The following is a 15,199-nucleotide window of genomic DNA, read 5'->3' as shown; positions in this document are numbered from 1 at the left end:
AGCTCAGAAAGCTGCCAGGGGCGTCCACGATTTTCAGTTGCTCTTCACTGCCGAATAGGCAGCTCAGAAAATTGACGAGCGATTGAAGGTGACTGCGATGGACTTCACTGCCGAATAGGCAGCTCAGAAATCGCCGACCCAGCCAGCGCAGCAGAGCCAGGCCTTCACTGTCGAATAGGCAGCTCAGAAATGGTGAAGCTGCGCAACAACTGCATCGGCCAACTTCACTGCCGAATAGGCAGCTCAGAAATTGAGAAACCCGACCGCCATGCCGTCCAGCCCCTTCACTGCCGAATAGGCAGCTCAGAAAATCCGGGAAGCCGAACCCAGAAAGCCCAGAGCCTTCACTGCCGTGTAGGCAGCTCAGAAAGTCACTTCCCGCTGGAAGCGATCCGCCCGGAGCTTCACTGCCGTGCAGACTGTTCGCCGGGCGCGGAGAACGGAGCGCCAGGAGCGGCTAGAACCTGCCCCGCCAGACGATCGCCAGGGCAGCCAGCCCGACGCACACGACCAGCCCCTGCATCGCCGGCAGCAGGCCGATGGCGTCGACCAGCGCGCCGATGCCGAGGATGCTCAGGGCGCTGCCGAGGTAGCCGGCCACATAGAACAGCGAGCTCAGGGCGCCGCGGTGCTGCGCCGGGGCGATGGCGGCCAGGCGGCCCATGGCGCCGACGAAGGCCGCGCCGTAGCCGACGCCGCTGCACAGGGTGAACAGGCAGAACCCCCAGGCCTGCCCGTACGCCAGGCTGGCGGTGCAACCGGCCCAGCTGGCCGCCAGCAGAGCGCAGCCGACGCGGATCGCCCGCCCGGCTGGCATCCGCCGGCAGAGGAACTGGGTGGCGCCGGCGGCGATCTGGAAGGCGGCGACGATCAGCCCGGCGGCGGCCAGGGCGCCGGCCGGCAGCAGGGAGGCCAGCATGGTGGTGCCCAGGGCGATGAACAGCGAGCCCACCATCCAGCCCAGCACCAGCACCGAGCAGACCATGGCAAACGCCGGCCACAGCGAGGCCATGGCCTGCGCCAGCGACTGGCGCGCGGCCGGACGGTCGGCGGATGCCGGCGTCTTCGCCGGTTTCGGCCAGTTGCCGAACACCAGCCCCAGGCCGGCGAGCAGCGCCAGCGCGGCGATCATCAGGAAGGGCGAGCTGCGCGGCCAGAAGTCCAGGTACAGCGCCGCCGAGCTGAGCACCGGGCCCAGCGCCGCACCGCCGGTGAAGGCGATGCTCGCCAGGCTGGGTGCGCGGCGCTGCCGGTCAAGGTTGTCGAAGTCCATCAGCGCGGCGTTGGCGCTGCCGGTCAGGGCGCCGGTGCCGAGCCCGGCCAACAGGCGGCCGAGGAACAGCGCCTGCAAATCGTCGGCGAAGCCGAAGAGCAGCGCGCCGAGGCCGACCACGGCGAGAGCCGGCAGGAGGATCAGCCGGCGGTCCGGCAGGCGGTCGGAGAGCCTGCCGAGGACGGCGAGCGACAGCAGCACGCCAAAGGCGTATACCGCGTAGAGGGCGCTCAGGACGACCGAGGGGAAACCCCACAGCGACTGGTAGAGCCCGTACAGCGGCGAGGGCGTGGTGCTGCCGAGCAGGGCGCCGACCAGCGCCAGGGCGAGAAAGGCCCGGGGAATCGCCAGTCGGCTGGACAACGGCAGGGGCGGCGGCAGCGAAGCGGTCACGGCAAGGCTCTCGAACGGGCCGCAGCCGGAGCGGGCCGCAGGCGATGGGTGGACGAAGCTGCGTCGTTGTCGTCGCGGCGGGGGCGGCAGCGGCTGGAGATCGCGCACGGCCATTCTCGCAGCCGCGAGCGCCCCTCAGAAGGTATTTTCTGCGCAAACGCCCGGACTGTTTCCACCCGCCGGCCTCGTCGCTCAGGCCCCGACCGGCCGCGTGGCCGCCTGTGCCGGCGCCTGCCGCGCCGGCTCCGCCGCCATGGCCTGGCCGGCGATGTAGCCGAAGGTCATGCCCGGCCCCAGGGTGATGCCGCCGCTCGGGTAATGGCCACTCATCACGCTGGCCATGTCGTTGCCCACCGCGTACAGGCCGGGAATCGGCGCACCGCCCTCCCCCAGCACCCGCGCGCCGGCGTCGGTGCGCAGCCCGGCGAAGGTGCCGAGGCTGCCGGGCACCAGCCTGATCGCGTAGAACGGGCCCTGCCTGAGCGCACCCAGCGACGGGTTCGGCCCGTGCAGCACCTCGCCCTGGGCCTTGTTGTAGGCCGAGGCGCCGCGCTTGAACTCGGGGTCGATACCCTGCTCCGCGCCGAAGTTGAAGGCCGCCACCGTGGCGTCGAGCTGCCTGGCGTCGATGCCGCACTGGCGGGCCAGCTCGCTCAGGCTGTCGGCCTGGTGCAGATAGCCCTTGCGCACCCAGGGCCGGGTCGGGAACGGGAACGGCCGCGCCCAGCCGAGGCCATAGCGGCGCTGCGCCTTGTGATCGCAAATCAGCCAGGCCTGCGCCACCTCGCCCTCCGGCGTGGCGGCGAACAGGGCATTCATGAAGTCGTGATAGGAGTCGGCCTCGTTGACGAAGCGCCGGCCATTGCGACGCACCGCGATGAAGCCGGGCTTGGCGCGTTCGAGCAGGTGCGGGAAACCGCTGAAGCCGCCGTCGGCGCGCGGCACTCGGGATACCGGCGCCCAGGCCGCGGGGCTGGTCAGATCGGTGGCAACCCGCCCGCCGACGCTCTCGCCCAGGCGCAGGCCGTCGCCGGTGTTGCCTTTGGGCGCCGCCGAGAGATGTTCGGTGCCGTTCGGCGCATGGGCGAACAGTTGCGCGATGCGTTTCTGATCGTGCGGGAAGCCGCCGCAGGCCAGCACCACGCCGCGGCGGGCACGGACCTCGACCAGCGCCCCGCCCCGCTCGATCCGCGCGCCGACCACCGCTTCGCCGTCGCGCAGCAGGCCGCGCGCCGGCGCCTCGGTGAACAGGCGCACCCGGCGATCCAGGGCGCTTTTCAACAGCCGCGCCACCAGCGCGTTGCCGTTGACCAGGTGCAGGCCGCGGCCATGCGCAAGCAGGTCGCGGAAATGCCGCAGCAGACGCTTGCCGGCATACAGCGCCGAGCGCGGCGAGCGGCGGGCGTTGAAGAAATGCGCCAGGTCCGCGCCGCCGGCGATGCCCATGCCGGCCAGGCTGATCAGGTCCAGCGGCGGGCGCAGCCGGTCGATCCAAGGGCCGAGCTGGCGGCCGTCGAACGGCTGGGCGCAGAGCGAACGGCCGCCGCGGACGGAACCGGGCGCGTCGTGAAAGTCCGGCATCGTGCTGCCGGAGAAGAACTGCACGGCGGTGCGCCGCTGGAAGAACTCGACCATCCGCGGCCCCTGCGCCAGAAAGGCCTCCATCCGCTCGTCCAGGCAGTCTGTGTGCAGTTCGCTGCGCAGGTAGGTCTTCGGCTGCTCGGCGTCCTCGACGACGCCCTCGGCGACGGCCAGGGGATTGCGCGGAATCCACAGCCAGCCGCCCGACCAGGCGCTGGTGCCGCCGAGAAACGGCTCCTTCTCCGCCACCACGACCTCAAGTCCGTGTTCGGCGGCGGTCACCGCCGCGGCGAGGCCGGCAGCGCCGGAACCGACGATGAGCACGTCGCAACTTTCGGGCAAGGGCTGACTGTCGATACTGTGCATGACGATCTCCTTCTTGTTGTTGTGATCGAGGGGCACGCCGCCCCCTGCCCACGCGTGGCGGACATCGGCATCTTCGCTGGGTGTTCGGCCCCGCTGGCGGGGCCGGGTCGTCACTGCAACGGCGAGAAGTCGGTCGGCCGCATCAGCCGCGAGTCGAGGCTCATCACCGCGTCCAGCTCCTTGTTCTTGCGACTGAACTCCAGCCAGCGCGGGTCGGCGGCCATCCGCGTGCGGCGCGCCTGGCGATCGTCCAGGCTCTCGTAGGCCCAGATGTGCACCACCTGGTTGGCGCCGCCGAACTCGGTGACGAAGAAGCCGACCAGATTGCCGAGAACCTCCGTCTGCAGCGGCAGCGCGTCGCTCTTGTAGAGGGCCAGCCAGTCGGCCAGCTTGGTCGGCTTAATGGTGTAGGTGCGCAGTTCGTAGTACATGTTCTTCTCCAGGTTGGGTTGCGTTCGATTTGCCGTTGCGCAGGCGTTCGGCGATGTCGCAGGCGGCGAGGTAGCCGAAGGTCAGGCCCGGACCGAGGGTGATGCCGGGGCCCGGATAGGTGCCGTCCATGATCGAGTTCATTTCGTTGCCGGCAGCGTAGAGGCCGGCGACGGGCTGGCCGGCGCGATCCAGCACATTGGCCCGGGCGTCGGTCAGCAGGCCGCGCGCCGAGCCGAGATCGCCGGTGCCGATCTTGATCGCGTAGTACGGCGCCTTGTTCAACGGCGCGATGCAGGGATTGGGCTGGTGCAGCGGGTCGCCCATGTAGCGGTTGTAGGCGTTGCCGCCCTTGCCGAATTCCCGGTCGACATGCTCGCGGGCATCGGCGTTGTAGCGCTCCAGGGTCCGCTGCAGGCCGGCGGCATCCACGCCGATGCTGCACGCCAGACCGGCGATGCTCTCGGCGCGGTGCAGGTAGCCGGCCTCGATCAGCGCCGCGTTGTCCACCGGCCTGGGCCGGGCCAGGCCCATGCCGTACCTGTTCATCGCCTCGGCATCGCAGATCAGCCAGCACGGCGCGTTGGCGCCGCCGTCGGCGAACATCGCCTCGACGAAGCTGTGGTAGGAGTCGGACTCGTTGACGAAGCGCCGGCCGGCACGGTTGACCGCGATCACCCCCGGCTTGGCGCGGTCGGTGACCAGGTGCGGGAAGCGCTCCAGGCTGCCGTCCGGCTTGCGCAGCACCGAGACCGGCGCCCAGAAGAAGTTGGCGGCCATGCCCTCGCCGGTGGCGGCATTCACCGCGGCGGCCAGGCTCAGGCCATCACCGACGTTGGTCTCCGGCGACATGCTCCAGTGCTCGGTATCGGTCTCCGGCCGGTAGGCGGCGGCCTGCGGACCGGCGGCGAAGCCGCCGCTGGCCAGCACTACCCCGCCACGGGCCAGCACGCGCCGGCGCTGGCCGTCATAATCGATCAGCATGCCCTTGACCCTGCCGTCCTCGACGATCAGGGATTCCGTGCGCGCATTCAGCCAGAGTTCGACGCCCTTGGCGAAGGCGGTGCTGGCCAGGCGCGCGATCAGCGCATTGCCGACCGTCAGGCGGGTGCCGCGCGGATGGCTCAGGCGGTCGACGCCGTAGCGCGCCAGCAGCTTGAGGCAGTGCCAGAGCGACTTCGGCGAGCGCTTGATGCCGAGGAAATGCTGGATGTCGACGCGGTTGACCATCATCCCGCCGAACAGCAGCATGCCGTCCGGCGGCCTGCGCAGGTCCTTGAAGTGCGTGCCGAGGCGGCGCCCGTCGTACTCGGCGATTTCCAGCGCGCGGCCGGTTTCGGTGCCGCCGGGCAGGTCCGGATAGTAGTCGGGCGACAGCGGCCGCAGGCTGTACTTCAGCTCGCTGTGGCGCTCGAGAAAGCTCAGCGCCTCGCGCCCGCGCTCGATGAAGGCGTCGATCAGCGCGGGCTGGTAACCCTTGCCGATGACGCCTTTCAGGTAGGTGCGCGTCTGCTCGGCCGGGACATGGATGCCGGCCGCGCGGGCCTGATCGCTGTCGTGGATCCACACGGCGCCGCCGGAGATCGCCGAGGTGCCGCCGAAGGTGGCGGCCTTCTCCACCAGCAGGACCTTGAGGCCCTGGCAGGCGGCGCTGACCGCTGCGGCGAAACCTGCAGCACCACTGCCGAGCACTATGACGTCGTAGGTCTGCGCGCAGGCGTCCGTCGGGCCTGTACAGGACAGGTGCGTAGCTGTGTTCATCGTCAGATATCCAGGGGCGTGACGCCCATGAAATGGCCGAGGTTGCCGAGCTGGGCGCGGGCCATTTCCGGACCGGTCTGCACTGCGCAGCCCATGCGCCGGGCGAAGGCGAGCAGCGGCGTGATCTCCGGCGAGGTCACCACATCGGCGACCAGGGTGTGCGGTTGCAGGCTTTCCAGCAGGCTTTCCGACAACGGCAGCTCGCCGCTGTCGCCCATGCCCACCGGGGAAGCGTTGACCACCAGGTCGAAATCGGCGAGCGAGGCGTGGTCGCCGCCGATATCGATGGCCGGGAAGGCTTGGCGCAGCAGCGCACAGAGGCTCTCGACGCGTTCGGCGCTGAGGTCGGCGATGGCCAGCCGGCTCACCCCGCCCTGACACAGCGAATAGGCGATGGCGCTGCCGACGCCGCCGGAACCGATCACCAGGGCGCGCTTGCCGCGGGGCTCGAAGCGATGCCGGCGCGCCGCGTTGAGAAAGCCCTCGCCGTCGACGATATCGCCGACCAGGCGGCCGTCCGTCTCGCGGCGGATCACGTTGACCGAGCGCAGGGCCGCCGAGCGTTCGCTGACGGCATCCAGGCGGGTGGCGAGCAGCTGCTTGTAGGGCACGGTGACCACGCAGCCGCGCAGGTTCTGCCAGCCGCGCAGGGTGGCGAGAAAAGCGTCCAGCGACTGCTCCTGCAGGTCGATGGGCAGCATCGCCAGGTTTTGGTCGTGCCCGGCGAACCAGGTGTTGAAGTTTTCCGGGGATTTGACCTGGGCGATCGGCGAACCAACGATGCCGACCAGGGCGGTGGAACCACGAATCATGCGGGCCTCCAGCTGTTGCTATTGGATTTGTTGTGGCTCGATCCTGCGCCCGCAAAATTTCCGGAACAAGGTTCCCGTTTGCCTTTCCGGTTGTTAATCGCAATCACACTGCGATAATCGCATCAAATCGGCAAAATACTTCCCGCGCCCATGAAACAGCCCGTCATTCACTCCCGCGACCTGATCGCCGGCCTGCAGAAGGGCCTGGCCCTGATGCAGCTGTTCTCCGAACGCCACCCGCGCCTCAGCGTGCCGCAGGCGGCCAGTCTTTCCGGGCTGACCCCGAGCGCCGCACGGCGCTTCCTGCTGACCCTGGTCCATGACGGTTTCGCCGAGACCGACGGGCGCCACTACTGGCTGACCGCCAAGGCCCTGCGCATTGGCCAGGCCTACGTGGATTCGGCGCAGTTGCCGCGCATGCTGCGGCCGATCGTCGAACAGGTGGCCCGGACCACCCAAGAGCATGTCTCGGTGGGCGTGCGCGACGGCGACGACATCGTGCACATCGTGCGCAGCCGCTACAGCCACGTCGCCTCGCTGTCGATCCGCCCGGGTTCGCGGGTGCCGATGTACTGCACGGCGAGCGGCCGGCTGTGGCTGGCCGCGCTGGACACTGCGGAGCTGGACGCCTATTTCGCACGGGTCGAGCTGCGCGCCCTGACGCCCTACACCCGGCACACGGAAGCGGAAATCCGCGCCGAACTGGCCCGGATCGGCGAACTCGGCCATGCGCTGGTGGACCAGGAGTACGAGGTGGGCATGCGCGTGCTGGGCGTGCCGCTGCGCGACCGCGAGGGGCACCTGAAGGCCAGCCTGACGCTGACCACCCATGCCTCGCGGATGAGCCCGGAGGAGATGCGCGAGCGCTACCTGCCCGCGCTGTACGAGGCCCAGGCCCTGCTCAGGCCGATTCTCTGAGCCCCGCGCGGGAGTCGCCGGCGGCGGCCGGCGCTCCCGTCCGGCGAATCAGGGATGCAGCTTGCTCGCCGGTTCGCCGGCGATGCCGAAGTCGCTCCTGGGGATTTCATGGATGATCACGCGGATCCGCTCCATGGGGGAAGCCAGCGAGCGGGAGATGGCCTGGCTGACTTCGCGGATCATGGATTCCTTCTGTTCGCGGCTGGGGCCTTCGATGAGGTGCACATGAACGATGGGCATAGGATGACTACTCCAGAAAGGCTGTCCTTTCGCCAGAGGCGACGGCGCGAGGCAGCCCGGGTCATAAGGGAAGCGAGACGTGTTGCCCGCGCTGTAAAGCCGGCATCGGGTGCCGGCCACAGGCAGCCTCCAATGAGATACGATGTCTGTCAACTGCAGAATATGGATTGGGCCTATGATGGACCCGCCATATGTGTTCGCTAAACGCACACCAAAGGTGCTTCCTTTGACGCAACGGCTTGAACCGCTCAGTACAATCTGCGAGCGCCTCCCGAATTTTCCCTCCTCGCCCATCCCACCAAGGTAGTCCGTCGTGCTGCAGATCCTCTCCATCACCACGCCCATCTTCATCCTGATCGGGCTCGGCTTCTTCGCCGTTCGCTTCAACGTGATCAGCCGCGAGCAGATCCGCGGCCTGGGCAGTTTCGTCATCACCTTCGCCCTGCCGGCGCTGGTGCTCAAGGCGTTGTCGAACAACTCCTTCCAGGAGGTGATGAACTGGCAATACATGCTGGCCTACACCCTGGGCTCCCTGGGGGTCTACCTGCTCGGCCTGCTGTTCGCCCTCCGGCTGCGCCGCGAACCCCTGACCACCGGCGCCATCACCGCGCTGGGCATGGCCGTCTCCAACAGCGGCTTCGTCGGCTATCCCATCGTCGCCATGCTGCTCGGCCCGGCGGCGGCCATCGGCCTGGCACTGAACATGCTGGTGGAGAACCTGCTGATCATCCCCCTGAGCCTGATCCTCGCCGAGGCCGGCCGGCAGCAGGGCTCCACCGCCAAGGTACTGGGCGAGACGGCCAAGCGCCTGGCCAGGACCCCGCTGATCCTCGCCATGCTGACCGGCCTGCTGCTGTCCCTCCTGGAGGCGCGCCTGCCGGCGATTCCGGGCAAGGTAGTGGAGATGCTCGCCTCGGCCTCGGCGCCGGTGGCGCTGTTCGTGATCGGCGGCTCGCTCTACGGCCTGAAGCTGAACGGCCTGTTCGCCGAACTGCGGATGATCGCCATCGGCAAGCTGATCCTCCATCCGCTGGCGGTCTTCCTGCTCTTTGCGCTGCTGCCGGACGTGGACCCGGTGCTGATGGTGGCCGGGGTGATGTTCGCCAGCTCGCCCATGCTGAGCATCTACCCGATCTTCGGCCAGCGCTTCGGCGTCGAGGGCCGCTGCGCCGCCGCCCTGCTGTTCACCACGCTGATGTCCTTCTTCAGCATCAGCCTGCTGATCGGCGTCATGAATCCGCATTTGTAGCGGCGCGACAGGAGGTTCCCGCTGCAGGCGGCGAGCGCCCCCTGGAGACTGGCCTAAGCTTTGGCCTGTCCATTCCGGACGCTCGTCACCGAGGAGGAATCGCAATGATCGGCAGCGACAAACAGGGGCACCCGGAGCGCGCGCAGGACAGCGGGCACTTCCTGGAACACTGGCATCCGCTCGATCGCCTGCGCCGGCAGGTCGATCACCTGTTCTCAGACCTCGGCCGCAAGGCCCTGCACAGCCCCTTCGGCCGCAATCTGCTGGAGCGCGAGCCGCAGTGGTCGCGGGAACTGTTCGGCCAGGGCATGCCGGCGGTGGACATCCACGACAAGGGCGCGGCCTACGAGATTTCCGCCGAGCTGCCCGGCATGGATGAGCAGGACATCGAGGTCAGGCTGTCCAGCGGCTGCCTGACCATCAAGGGCGAGAAGAAGGAGGAGCACGAGGACCGGAAGAAGGACGCCTACGTCGCCGAACGCTACTACGGCGCCTTCCAGCGCAGCTTCGCCCTGCCCGTGGAAGTCGATGCCGAGCGCATCGAGGCGCGCTTCGACAAGGGCGTGCTGACCCTGAGCCTGCCGAAGAAGCCGGAAGCCCTGGCCGACGAGAAGACCATTCCGATCAAGGCCGGCTGAACCGCCCGAGCAATCTCAGCGACAGGCGTCGGGATTCAGCGCGAGACGGCTGTCGAAACACCGCTCCTGCCCGCTCAGGGGATCGACGAAGCTCAGGCGCTGCGCCAGCAGCTGCAACGGTCGGCGGTAGTCGTCGACCTCCCGCCGGGCACGCTCGAGCAGGCGCGGATAGAGCGGATCGTTGCAGATCCCCGCGCCCAGCGCGGCCATGTGCACGCGCAGCTGGTGGGTCTTGCCGGTGACCGGATGCAGCACGTAGCGCCACAGGCCACCCGAACATTCGCCCAGTTCGACGCGGGTCTCGCTGTTCGGCTCGCCCTCGGTTTCGCGCATCAGGAAGAACGGCTCGCCCTTGACCAGCCGGGTCCGGCGCAGCAGCGGGAAGCGCCGTTCGGGCAGCGCCGGGGCGATGGCCGAATAGACCTTGCGGATCTGCCGCTCGCGGAACAGCGCCTGGTAGCGCCCACGGCTCGCCGGGTTGCAGGAAAACAGCACCAGCCCGGCGGTGAGCCGGTCGATGCGGTGCAGCGGCACCAGGTCGGGGTTGCCGAGGCGGCGCACCAGCCGCGCCAGCAGGGTCTGCTCGACGTACTCGCCGACCGGGGCGACCGGCAGGAAATGCGGCTTGTCCGCCACCACCAGGTGCTCGTCCACATGCAGCACGCCTTCGGCGAAGGGAATCGGCGTTTCCGCCGCCACCTCGCGGAAATAATGCACGCGCAGCGCCTCGCGATAGGGATGCTCGGGCCCTAGGGCATTCCCCTCGCCGTCCAGCACCCGGCCGCGGGCCATGCGCTCCAGCCAGACGTCGCGGCCGATCGCCGGAAAGTGCACGCAAAGACAGTCCAGCACGGTACGCCAGTCGCCACGTGGCAGATGCAGGACGCTGGGGCGAAGGCTGGCGGCAAATGCATCGGTCATGACGAACGGACTCCGGCGGCGGGAGCGCATTAGGCCCCAGCCGGGGTCTGACGTCAAAGGGCCCATGGGTGCCATAATGCCCGGCTTCGCCGCCTGCGCCAGGGCGCGGCACCGACCATGAACCGCACGCCCGGGAGCGAGGGAGCGCCCCAAGTGCCAGGACCGATACACCTCAGCCATGCCGACAGACCTTCCGCTTCCGCCCGATGCCTCCGCTCTGCCCCCCGTCCTCGCCGGCCCGCTGCTGCGCCGCTCGAGCCCGGAGCGCCTGGTCCTCTGGCTGGTCGGCTCGCGGCCCCTGGAGCTGTCGCTGCAATTGGCCTGGAGGGGACCGCAGGGTCCGCAGCAGCGTCTGCTCGAACTCGACGGGCCGCACTGCAACCACCTGCGTATCGGCACCCATGCCTGGCTGCACCTGATCGACGTGGCGCTGGACGAGCCGCTGCCCACGGACATTCCGATCGAATACGACTTGCTGCTGGAGGAGGACGGCCGGCAGCGCAGCATCGCCGACTGGGCACCGCACCTGCTGCACGAGGGGGCGACGCGGCCGGACTTTGTGCTCAAGTCGCGTCTCGACAACCTGCTGCACGGCTCCTGCCGCAAGCCGCATTTCCCCTGCGAGGACGGCCTGGCCAAGGTCGACGCCCTGCTCGCCGGCCTGCGCGACCGGCCGCAGGCGCGCCCGGCGCTGCTGATGCTGAGCGGCGACCAGATCTACGCGGACGACGTGGCCGGGCCGATGCTGGTGGCCATCCATGCGCTGATCCGCCACCTCGGCCTCTACGGCGAAGCGCTCGAGGGCGCGCTGGTCGCCGACAGCGAGGAGCTCTACGCCCACCCGCTGACCTACTACCGGCGCGAGGACCTGCTGCCCGCCTTCAAGTCCAGCGAGGCGCTGCGCGAACGCTTCTTCGGCGGCGTGGAAAAGCCGGTCTTCACCACCGCCAACGCCCACAACCACCTGGTCACCCTTGGCGAAGTGCTGGCCATGTACCTGCTGGTCTGGTCGCCCGTCCCCTGGACGCTGATCCGCCCCCAACGACCGGCGCTGGAGGCCGGCCTCGCCGAGCGCTACGCCGGCGAACAGCAGGTCCTCGACGATTTCTGCGCCCAGCTGCCGCAGGCCGCCCGCGCCCTGGCCCATCTGCCGTGCCTGATGATCTTCGACGACCACGACGTCACCGACGACTGGAACCTGTCCGCGCGCTGGGAGGAAACCGCCTACGGCCACCCCTTCTCCCGGCGCATCATCGGCAACGCGCTGATCGCCTATGCCCTGTGCCAGGGCTGGGGCAACAATCCGGACGTGTTCGGCGAGACGCTGCGCCAGATCGAGACGCTGACCGAAAGCACCGGCGAGCGCCTCGACTGCCGTGCCCAGGACCGGCTGATCGACGAGCTGCTCAAGTTCCAGAACTGGCATTACCAGCTGCCGACCACGCCCACCCTGATCGTGCTGGACACCCGCACCCGCCGCTGGCGCAGCGAAAGCCACCTGAGCCGGCCCTCGGGGCTGATGGACTGGGAAGCCCTGAGCGAGCTGCAGCAGGAGCTGCTCGACGAGCAGGCCGCGGTGATCGTCTCGCCGGCGCCGATCTTCGGCGTCAAGCTGATCGAGGCCGTCCAGCGCCTGTTCACCCTGGCCGGCCATCCGCTGCTGGTCGATGCGGAGAACTGGATGGCCCACCGCGGCGCGGCGCAGGTGATCCTCAACATCTTCCGCCACTCCCGTACCCCCGGTAACTACGTGGTCCTTTCCGGCGACGTGCACTACTCCTTCGCCTACGACGTGCGGATCCGCCACCATGCGGGAGGGCCGTGGATCTGGCAGATCACCAGCAGCGGCATCAAGAACCAGTTCCCCGCCGGCCTGCTGGAGTACTTCGACCGCATCAACCGCTGGCTCTACGCGCCCTGGTCGCCGCTCAACTGGCTGACCAAGCGGCGCCGGATGGAGGTGATGCCGCGCGTTCCCCACCGCGGCCGGCGCGGCGAGCGCCTGTGGAACGGCGCAGGCATCGGCCAGGTGCTGCTCGATGCCCAGGGCCGGCCGCGCGCCATCTTCCAGCACAATGCCGACGGCTCGGCAGCGACCCGCTTCGTCCGCTCGGCGGAGCTGCGCCAGGCCGCTGCGCCCGTCGAGGCCGGCGAGCTGGAGACCACCCGACTGCGCCGCAGCAAGGTGGAGTGAGGCGCTCGCGCCGCCTGAAACATTGCAAGCGAAAAGCCACCAAAGTAGCCAAAAAGCTCGTCTTAAGGCAAAACAAGCTGTACTTTAGTCAAACCCTCCGGCTCTTCATCGACGTAATGAAGAGACCGGGCCGGGCCTGCCCGCGCGGAGCAAATCCGCCTGGCAGCAGAACAACAATTAGGCACGCCGGCCACGGCACGGCATGTCCCCGACCAGCGGAAGCAGTTATTCCGGATGGTCTCTTGCGCATCCGCTGCGACATTTAAAACCAAAAAGGCTCGGCGCCCCTGGCTCATGCCATGGGAAGACCAGAGCCATTCAGAAAAAAAACGACTACCCCATACCGCCTTTCAGGAGTTTTTTTCTATGACCATCGCTTCTCAGCACGACTTGAGACGACAGTTCCGCGCCCTGCTGGAATCCCGTGCCTGCTACGACGCCGCTTCGGTGTTCGATCCGATGTCGGCGCGCATCGCCGGCGACCTGCACTTCGAGGTCGGCATCCTCGGCGGTTCGGTCGCCGCCCTGCAGGTGCTTGCCGCCCCCGACTACGCGCTGATCACCCTCAGCGAGTTCGTCGAGCAGGCCACCCGCATCGGTCGCGTGGCCAGCCTGCCGATCATCGCCGATGCCGACCATGGCTACGGCAACGCGATCAACGCCATGCGCACCGTGGCCGAACTGGAGCGTGCCGGCGTCGCCGCGCTGACCCTGGAGGACACCCTACTGCCGCCCAAGTACGGGCACAAGACCACCGACCTGATCCCCCTGGACGAGGCCGTCGGCAAGATCCGCGCCGCCCTGGAGGCGCGCATCGATCCGCAGCTGAGCATCATCGCCCGCACCAACGCCGAGCAGCTCACCGTCGAGGAGACCATCGAGCGCGCCAAGGCCTACCAGGCCGCCGGCGCGGACGGCATCTGCATGATCGGCATCAAGGACTTCGAGCACCTGGAGTCCATCACCCGGCACCTGCCGGATACCCCGCTGATGCTGATCACCTACGGCAATCCGAAGCTGCGCGACATGGCCCGCCTGGCCGAGAACGGCGTGCGCATCGTGGTGAACGGGCACGCCGCCTACTTCGCCGCGATCAAGGCCACCTACGACTGCCTGCGCGAGCAGCGCGGCGTCGGCCCCTCGGACCTGAACGCCAAGGAACTCTGCACCAAGTACTCGACCCTCGACGAGTATCGCGTCTGGGCCCGCGAGTTCATGAACGTCCAGGAATAACCTTCCGCCTAGCCGGTCCCGTGACGCCCTTGGTGCGTCACGGGCTGGCCCCCCAAGACCTCGGTACTACTGTTCCTCCTCCCCCTCCTCCCCCTCCTCCCCCTCCCAAGGGATACCGTTTTTGGCAGCATGGCACTTTCAAGCACCAAGTAACAAAATTGAAAGAATAAGCTTATTCCCTTTATTCCATCTTGCTTAAAGCCAATTGAAGCCAGAAGCCCTTCACCACCGCAGAAGCCGGTCAGCTATTGCGTGAGACCCACCATCACCACTCCTTGCTAAAGGCTGCAGACGAAAGCCGAAAATCGTGATGAAACTCACACACCTCTTTAATTTCAGCGAAATGCAGAAACCAAGGCGCAATGCAATAGGCATTCATCAGAAATGACATCATATTGACATCGCTAGATCACTCGATAAATAATGAACATATTTAAAAATTTATGCGTAAACGCCTTAAAACCCTGAACAGCCATGCTCGCTGCACCCACCTGTGTGAGTGAGAGAAAAGTCATTCGATCCCTCCAGCACTTTTCCTTGATGGAGGAAAGGCTCTTCAGGATTTTCGCTTGTTTACGCCCCAGAGGATAGGTAGGCGCCGACCCTATATTAAGTCGGTTTACATTGACGTAAGTAACATAAAAGGTAGTACCAATGAGTGACTTGTATTATTTCACCTATTATTACGAAAACGGTGACAGCTATTCCGGATACGGCTTTTCCAATACCGACGAATATTACAACGGCGAGTACTGGTATAGCTACAATGAAACCGGCAATTATGGCTACTATTACGTAACCAATGTCTACTCCGGCTTCGATGACTCTTTGGCCGGTCTCGTCCGCGTTTATAATTATTATGACAGTGAATCCGGCGAGACTTCTTATGCAGTCGACGCCTACAGCTATTACGGACTGGGGTACGAGAACGGTTATGTCTATGGCTTGACCGGTGGATATGACTACTTCGGCTACGGCTACTACGAGGCCGACGTCGCCAGCACCGCCGGCAGCCAGCTGTTCTACTTCACCTACGTCTACGGCAACGGCGACAGCTACTCGGGCTACGGCTACGACGACACCGGCACCTACTATGCCGGCCAGTACTGGTACAGCTACAACGAGACCGGCAACTACGGCTACTACTACATCGACGCCGTCTACGACGGTTACGGCAGCTCGTACTACGAC

The 15,199-nt window shown here is 67.0% G+C and carries 13 protein-coding genes and 1 CRISPR repeat array (1 of these 14 running past the window's edge); of the genes, 6 read left to right on the top strand and 7 right to left on the bottom strand.

Going from position 1 to position 15,199, the window contains the following annotated elements:
• Positions 1-370: a CRISPR direct-repeat array (repeat unit 28 nt; unit sequence CTTCACTGCCGAATAGGCAGCTCAGAAA); it reaches 919 nt to the left of the window's first position.
• Positions 371-457: 87 nt separating this feature from the next.
• The 5 genes from EV691_RS07800 to EV691_RS07780 all read right to left on the bottom strand — a co-directional run bounded on the left by EV691_RS07800 (position 458) and on the right by EV691_RS07780 (position 6,615).
• Positions 458-1,666, bottom strand: coding sequence for an MFS transporter (locus EV691_RS07800; RefSeq protein WP_131301762.1), 1,209 nt, complete (start codon positions 1,664-1,666; stop codon positions 458-460).
• A 192-nt stretch (positions 1,667-1,858) separates the two neighbouring features.
• Positions 1,859-3,613 carry an FAD-dependent oxidoreductase gene (locus EV691_RS07795; RefSeq protein ID WP_131301765.1) on the bottom strand — a complete coding sequence of 585 codons (1,755 nt, stop codon included), beginning with the start codon at positions 3,611-3,613 and terminating at the stop codon, positions 1,859-1,861.
• Between the two features lie 110 nt (positions 3,614-3,723).
• Positions 3,724-4,044, bottom strand: coding sequence for an NIPSNAP family protein (locus EV691_RS07790; RefSeq protein WP_039804781.1), 321 nt, complete (start codon positions 4,042-4,044; stop codon positions 3,724-3,726).
• Complete coding sequence (locus tag EV691_RS07785; protein WP_131301767.1) at positions 4,013-5,803, bottom strand: FAD-dependent oxidoreductase; 1,791 nt, start codon at positions 5,801-5,803, stop codon at positions 4,013-4,015. The genes EV691_RS07790 and EV691_RS07785 overlap by 32 nt, the downstream gene beginning before the upstream one ends.
• Before the next feature lie 2 nt (positions 5,804-5,805).
• A complete protein-coding gene (locus EV691_RS07780) occupies positions 5,806-6,615 on the bottom strand; it encodes a shikimate dehydrogenase family protein (protein WP_207390287.1) in 810 nt (269 codons plus the stop codon).
• 150 nt (positions 6,616-6,765) lie between these two features.
• Here EV691_RS07780 and EV691_RS07775 point away from each other — a divergent pair, with 150 nt between their 5' ends.
• On the top strand, positions 6,766-7,533 hold the full coding sequence (locus tag EV691_RS07775; protein WP_131301774.1) for an IclR family transcriptional regulator domain-containing protein: 768 nt from the start codon (positions 6,766-6,768) through the stop codon (positions 7,531-7,533).
• 48 nt (positions 7,534-7,581) lie between these two features.
• Here EV691_RS07775 and EV691_RS07770 read toward each other — a convergent pair whose 3' ends face one another.
• A complete protein-coding gene (locus EV691_RS07770) occupies positions 7,582-7,773 on the bottom strand; it encodes a 2-hydroxymuconate tautomerase (RefSeq protein ID WP_131301775.1) in 192 nt (63 codons plus the stop codon).
• A 313-nt stretch (positions 7,774-8,086) separates the two neighbouring features.
• Between EV691_RS07770 and EV691_RS07765 the strand changes: the two genes are divergently transcribed.
• Both EV691_RS07765 and EV691_RS07760 read left to right on the top strand, forming a co-directional pair.
• On the top strand, positions 8,087-9,022 hold the full coding sequence (locus EV691_RS07765) for an AEC family transporter (protein ID WP_165496616.1): 936 nt from the start codon (positions 8,087-8,089) through the stop codon (positions 9,020-9,022).
• Between the two features lie 104 nt (positions 9,023-9,126).
• Positions 9,127-9,660, top strand: coding sequence for an Hsp20/alpha crystallin family protein (locus EV691_RS07760; RefSeq protein WP_131254697.1), 534 nt, complete (start codon positions 9,127-9,129; stop codon positions 9,658-9,660).
• A 15-nt stretch (positions 9,661-9,675) separates the two neighbouring features.
• On the opposite strand, the gene EV691_RS07755 is transcribed toward EV691_RS07760, so the two are convergent.
• On the bottom strand, positions 9,676-10,581 hold the full coding sequence (locus EV691_RS07755; RefSeq protein ID WP_131301778.1) for a pseudouridine synthase: 906 nt from the start codon (positions 10,579-10,581) through the stop codon (positions 9,676-9,678).
• Positions 10,582-10,759: 178 nt separating this feature from the next.
• On the opposite strand from EV691_RS07755, the gene EV691_RS07750 reads away from it, so the two are divergent.
• From EV691_RS07750 to EV691_RS23300, 3 genes are all read left to right on the top strand, one after another.
• Positions 10,760-12,775, top strand: coding sequence for an alkaline phosphatase D family protein (locus tag EV691_RS07750; RefSeq protein ID WP_131301780.1), 2,016 nt, complete (start codon positions 10,760-10,762; stop codon positions 12,773-12,775).
• 366 nt (positions 12,776-13,141) lie between these two features.
• The gene (locus EV691_RS07745; RefSeq protein ID WP_089167786.1) at positions 13,142-14,008 is read left to right on the top strand and encodes an isocitrate lyase/PEP mutase family protein; all 867 of its coding nucleotides are present in this window, start codon (positions 13,142-13,144) and stop codon (positions 14,006-14,008) included.
• A gap of 945 nt (positions 14,009-14,953) precedes the next feature.
• Positions 14,954-15,199: hypothetical protein (locus tag EV691_RS23300; protein WP_207901104.1), on the top strand; the 246-nt coding region annotated here is incomplete at its 3' end.

The organism is Azotobacter chroococcum (genome assembly GCF_004339665.1).
GTDB lineage: Bacteria > Pseudomonadota > Gammaproteobacteria > Pseudomonadales > Pseudomonadaceae > Azotobacter > Azotobacter chroococcum.
The sequence above is the reverse complement of the archived record's forward strand: the minus strand, read 5'-3'. Positions and strand labels throughout refer to the sequence as shown.

Bases quoted from the DNA above. Each gene is read 5' to 3' on its own strand.
- EV691_RS07760 (WP_131254697.1), top strand. From the start codon at position 9,127: ATGATCGGCAGCGACAAACAGGGGCACCCGGAGCGCGCGCAGGACAGC.
- EV691_RS07755 (WP_131301778.1), bottom strand. From the start codon at position 10,581: ATGACCGATGCATTTGCCGCCAGCCTTCGCCCCAGCGTCCTGCATCTG.
- EV691_RS07780 (WP_207390287.1), bottom strand. From the start codon at position 6,615: ATGATTCGTGGTTCCACCGCCCTGGTCGGCATCGTTGGTTCGCCGATC.
- EV691_RS07795 (WP_131301765.1), bottom strand. From the start codon at position 3,613: ATGCACAGTATCGACAGTCAGCCCTTGCCCGAAAGTTGCGACGTGCTC.
- EV691_RS07785 (WP_131301767.1), bottom strand. From the start codon at position 5,803: ATGAACACAGCTACGCACCTGTCCTGTACAGGCCCGACGGACGCCTGC.
- EV691_RS07775 (WP_131301774.1), top strand. From the start codon at position 6,766: ATGAAACAGCCCGTCATTCACTCCCGCGACCTGATCGCCGGCCTGCAG.
- EV691_RS07790 (WP_039804781.1), bottom strand. From the start codon at position 4,044: ATGTACTACGAACTGCGCACCTACACCATTAAGCCGACCAAGCTGGCC.
- EV691_RS07770 (WP_131301775.1), bottom strand. From the start codon at position 7,773: ATGCCCATCGTTCATGTGCACCTCATCGAAGGCCCCAGCCGCGAACAG.
- EV691_RS07750 (WP_131301780.1), top strand. From the start codon at position 10,760: ATGCCGACAGACCTTCCGCTTCCGCCCGATGCCTCCGCTCTGCCCCCC.
- EV691_RS07745 (WP_089167786.1), top strand. From the start codon at position 13,142: ATGACCATCGCTTCTCAGCACGACTTGAGACGACAGTTCCGCGCCCTG.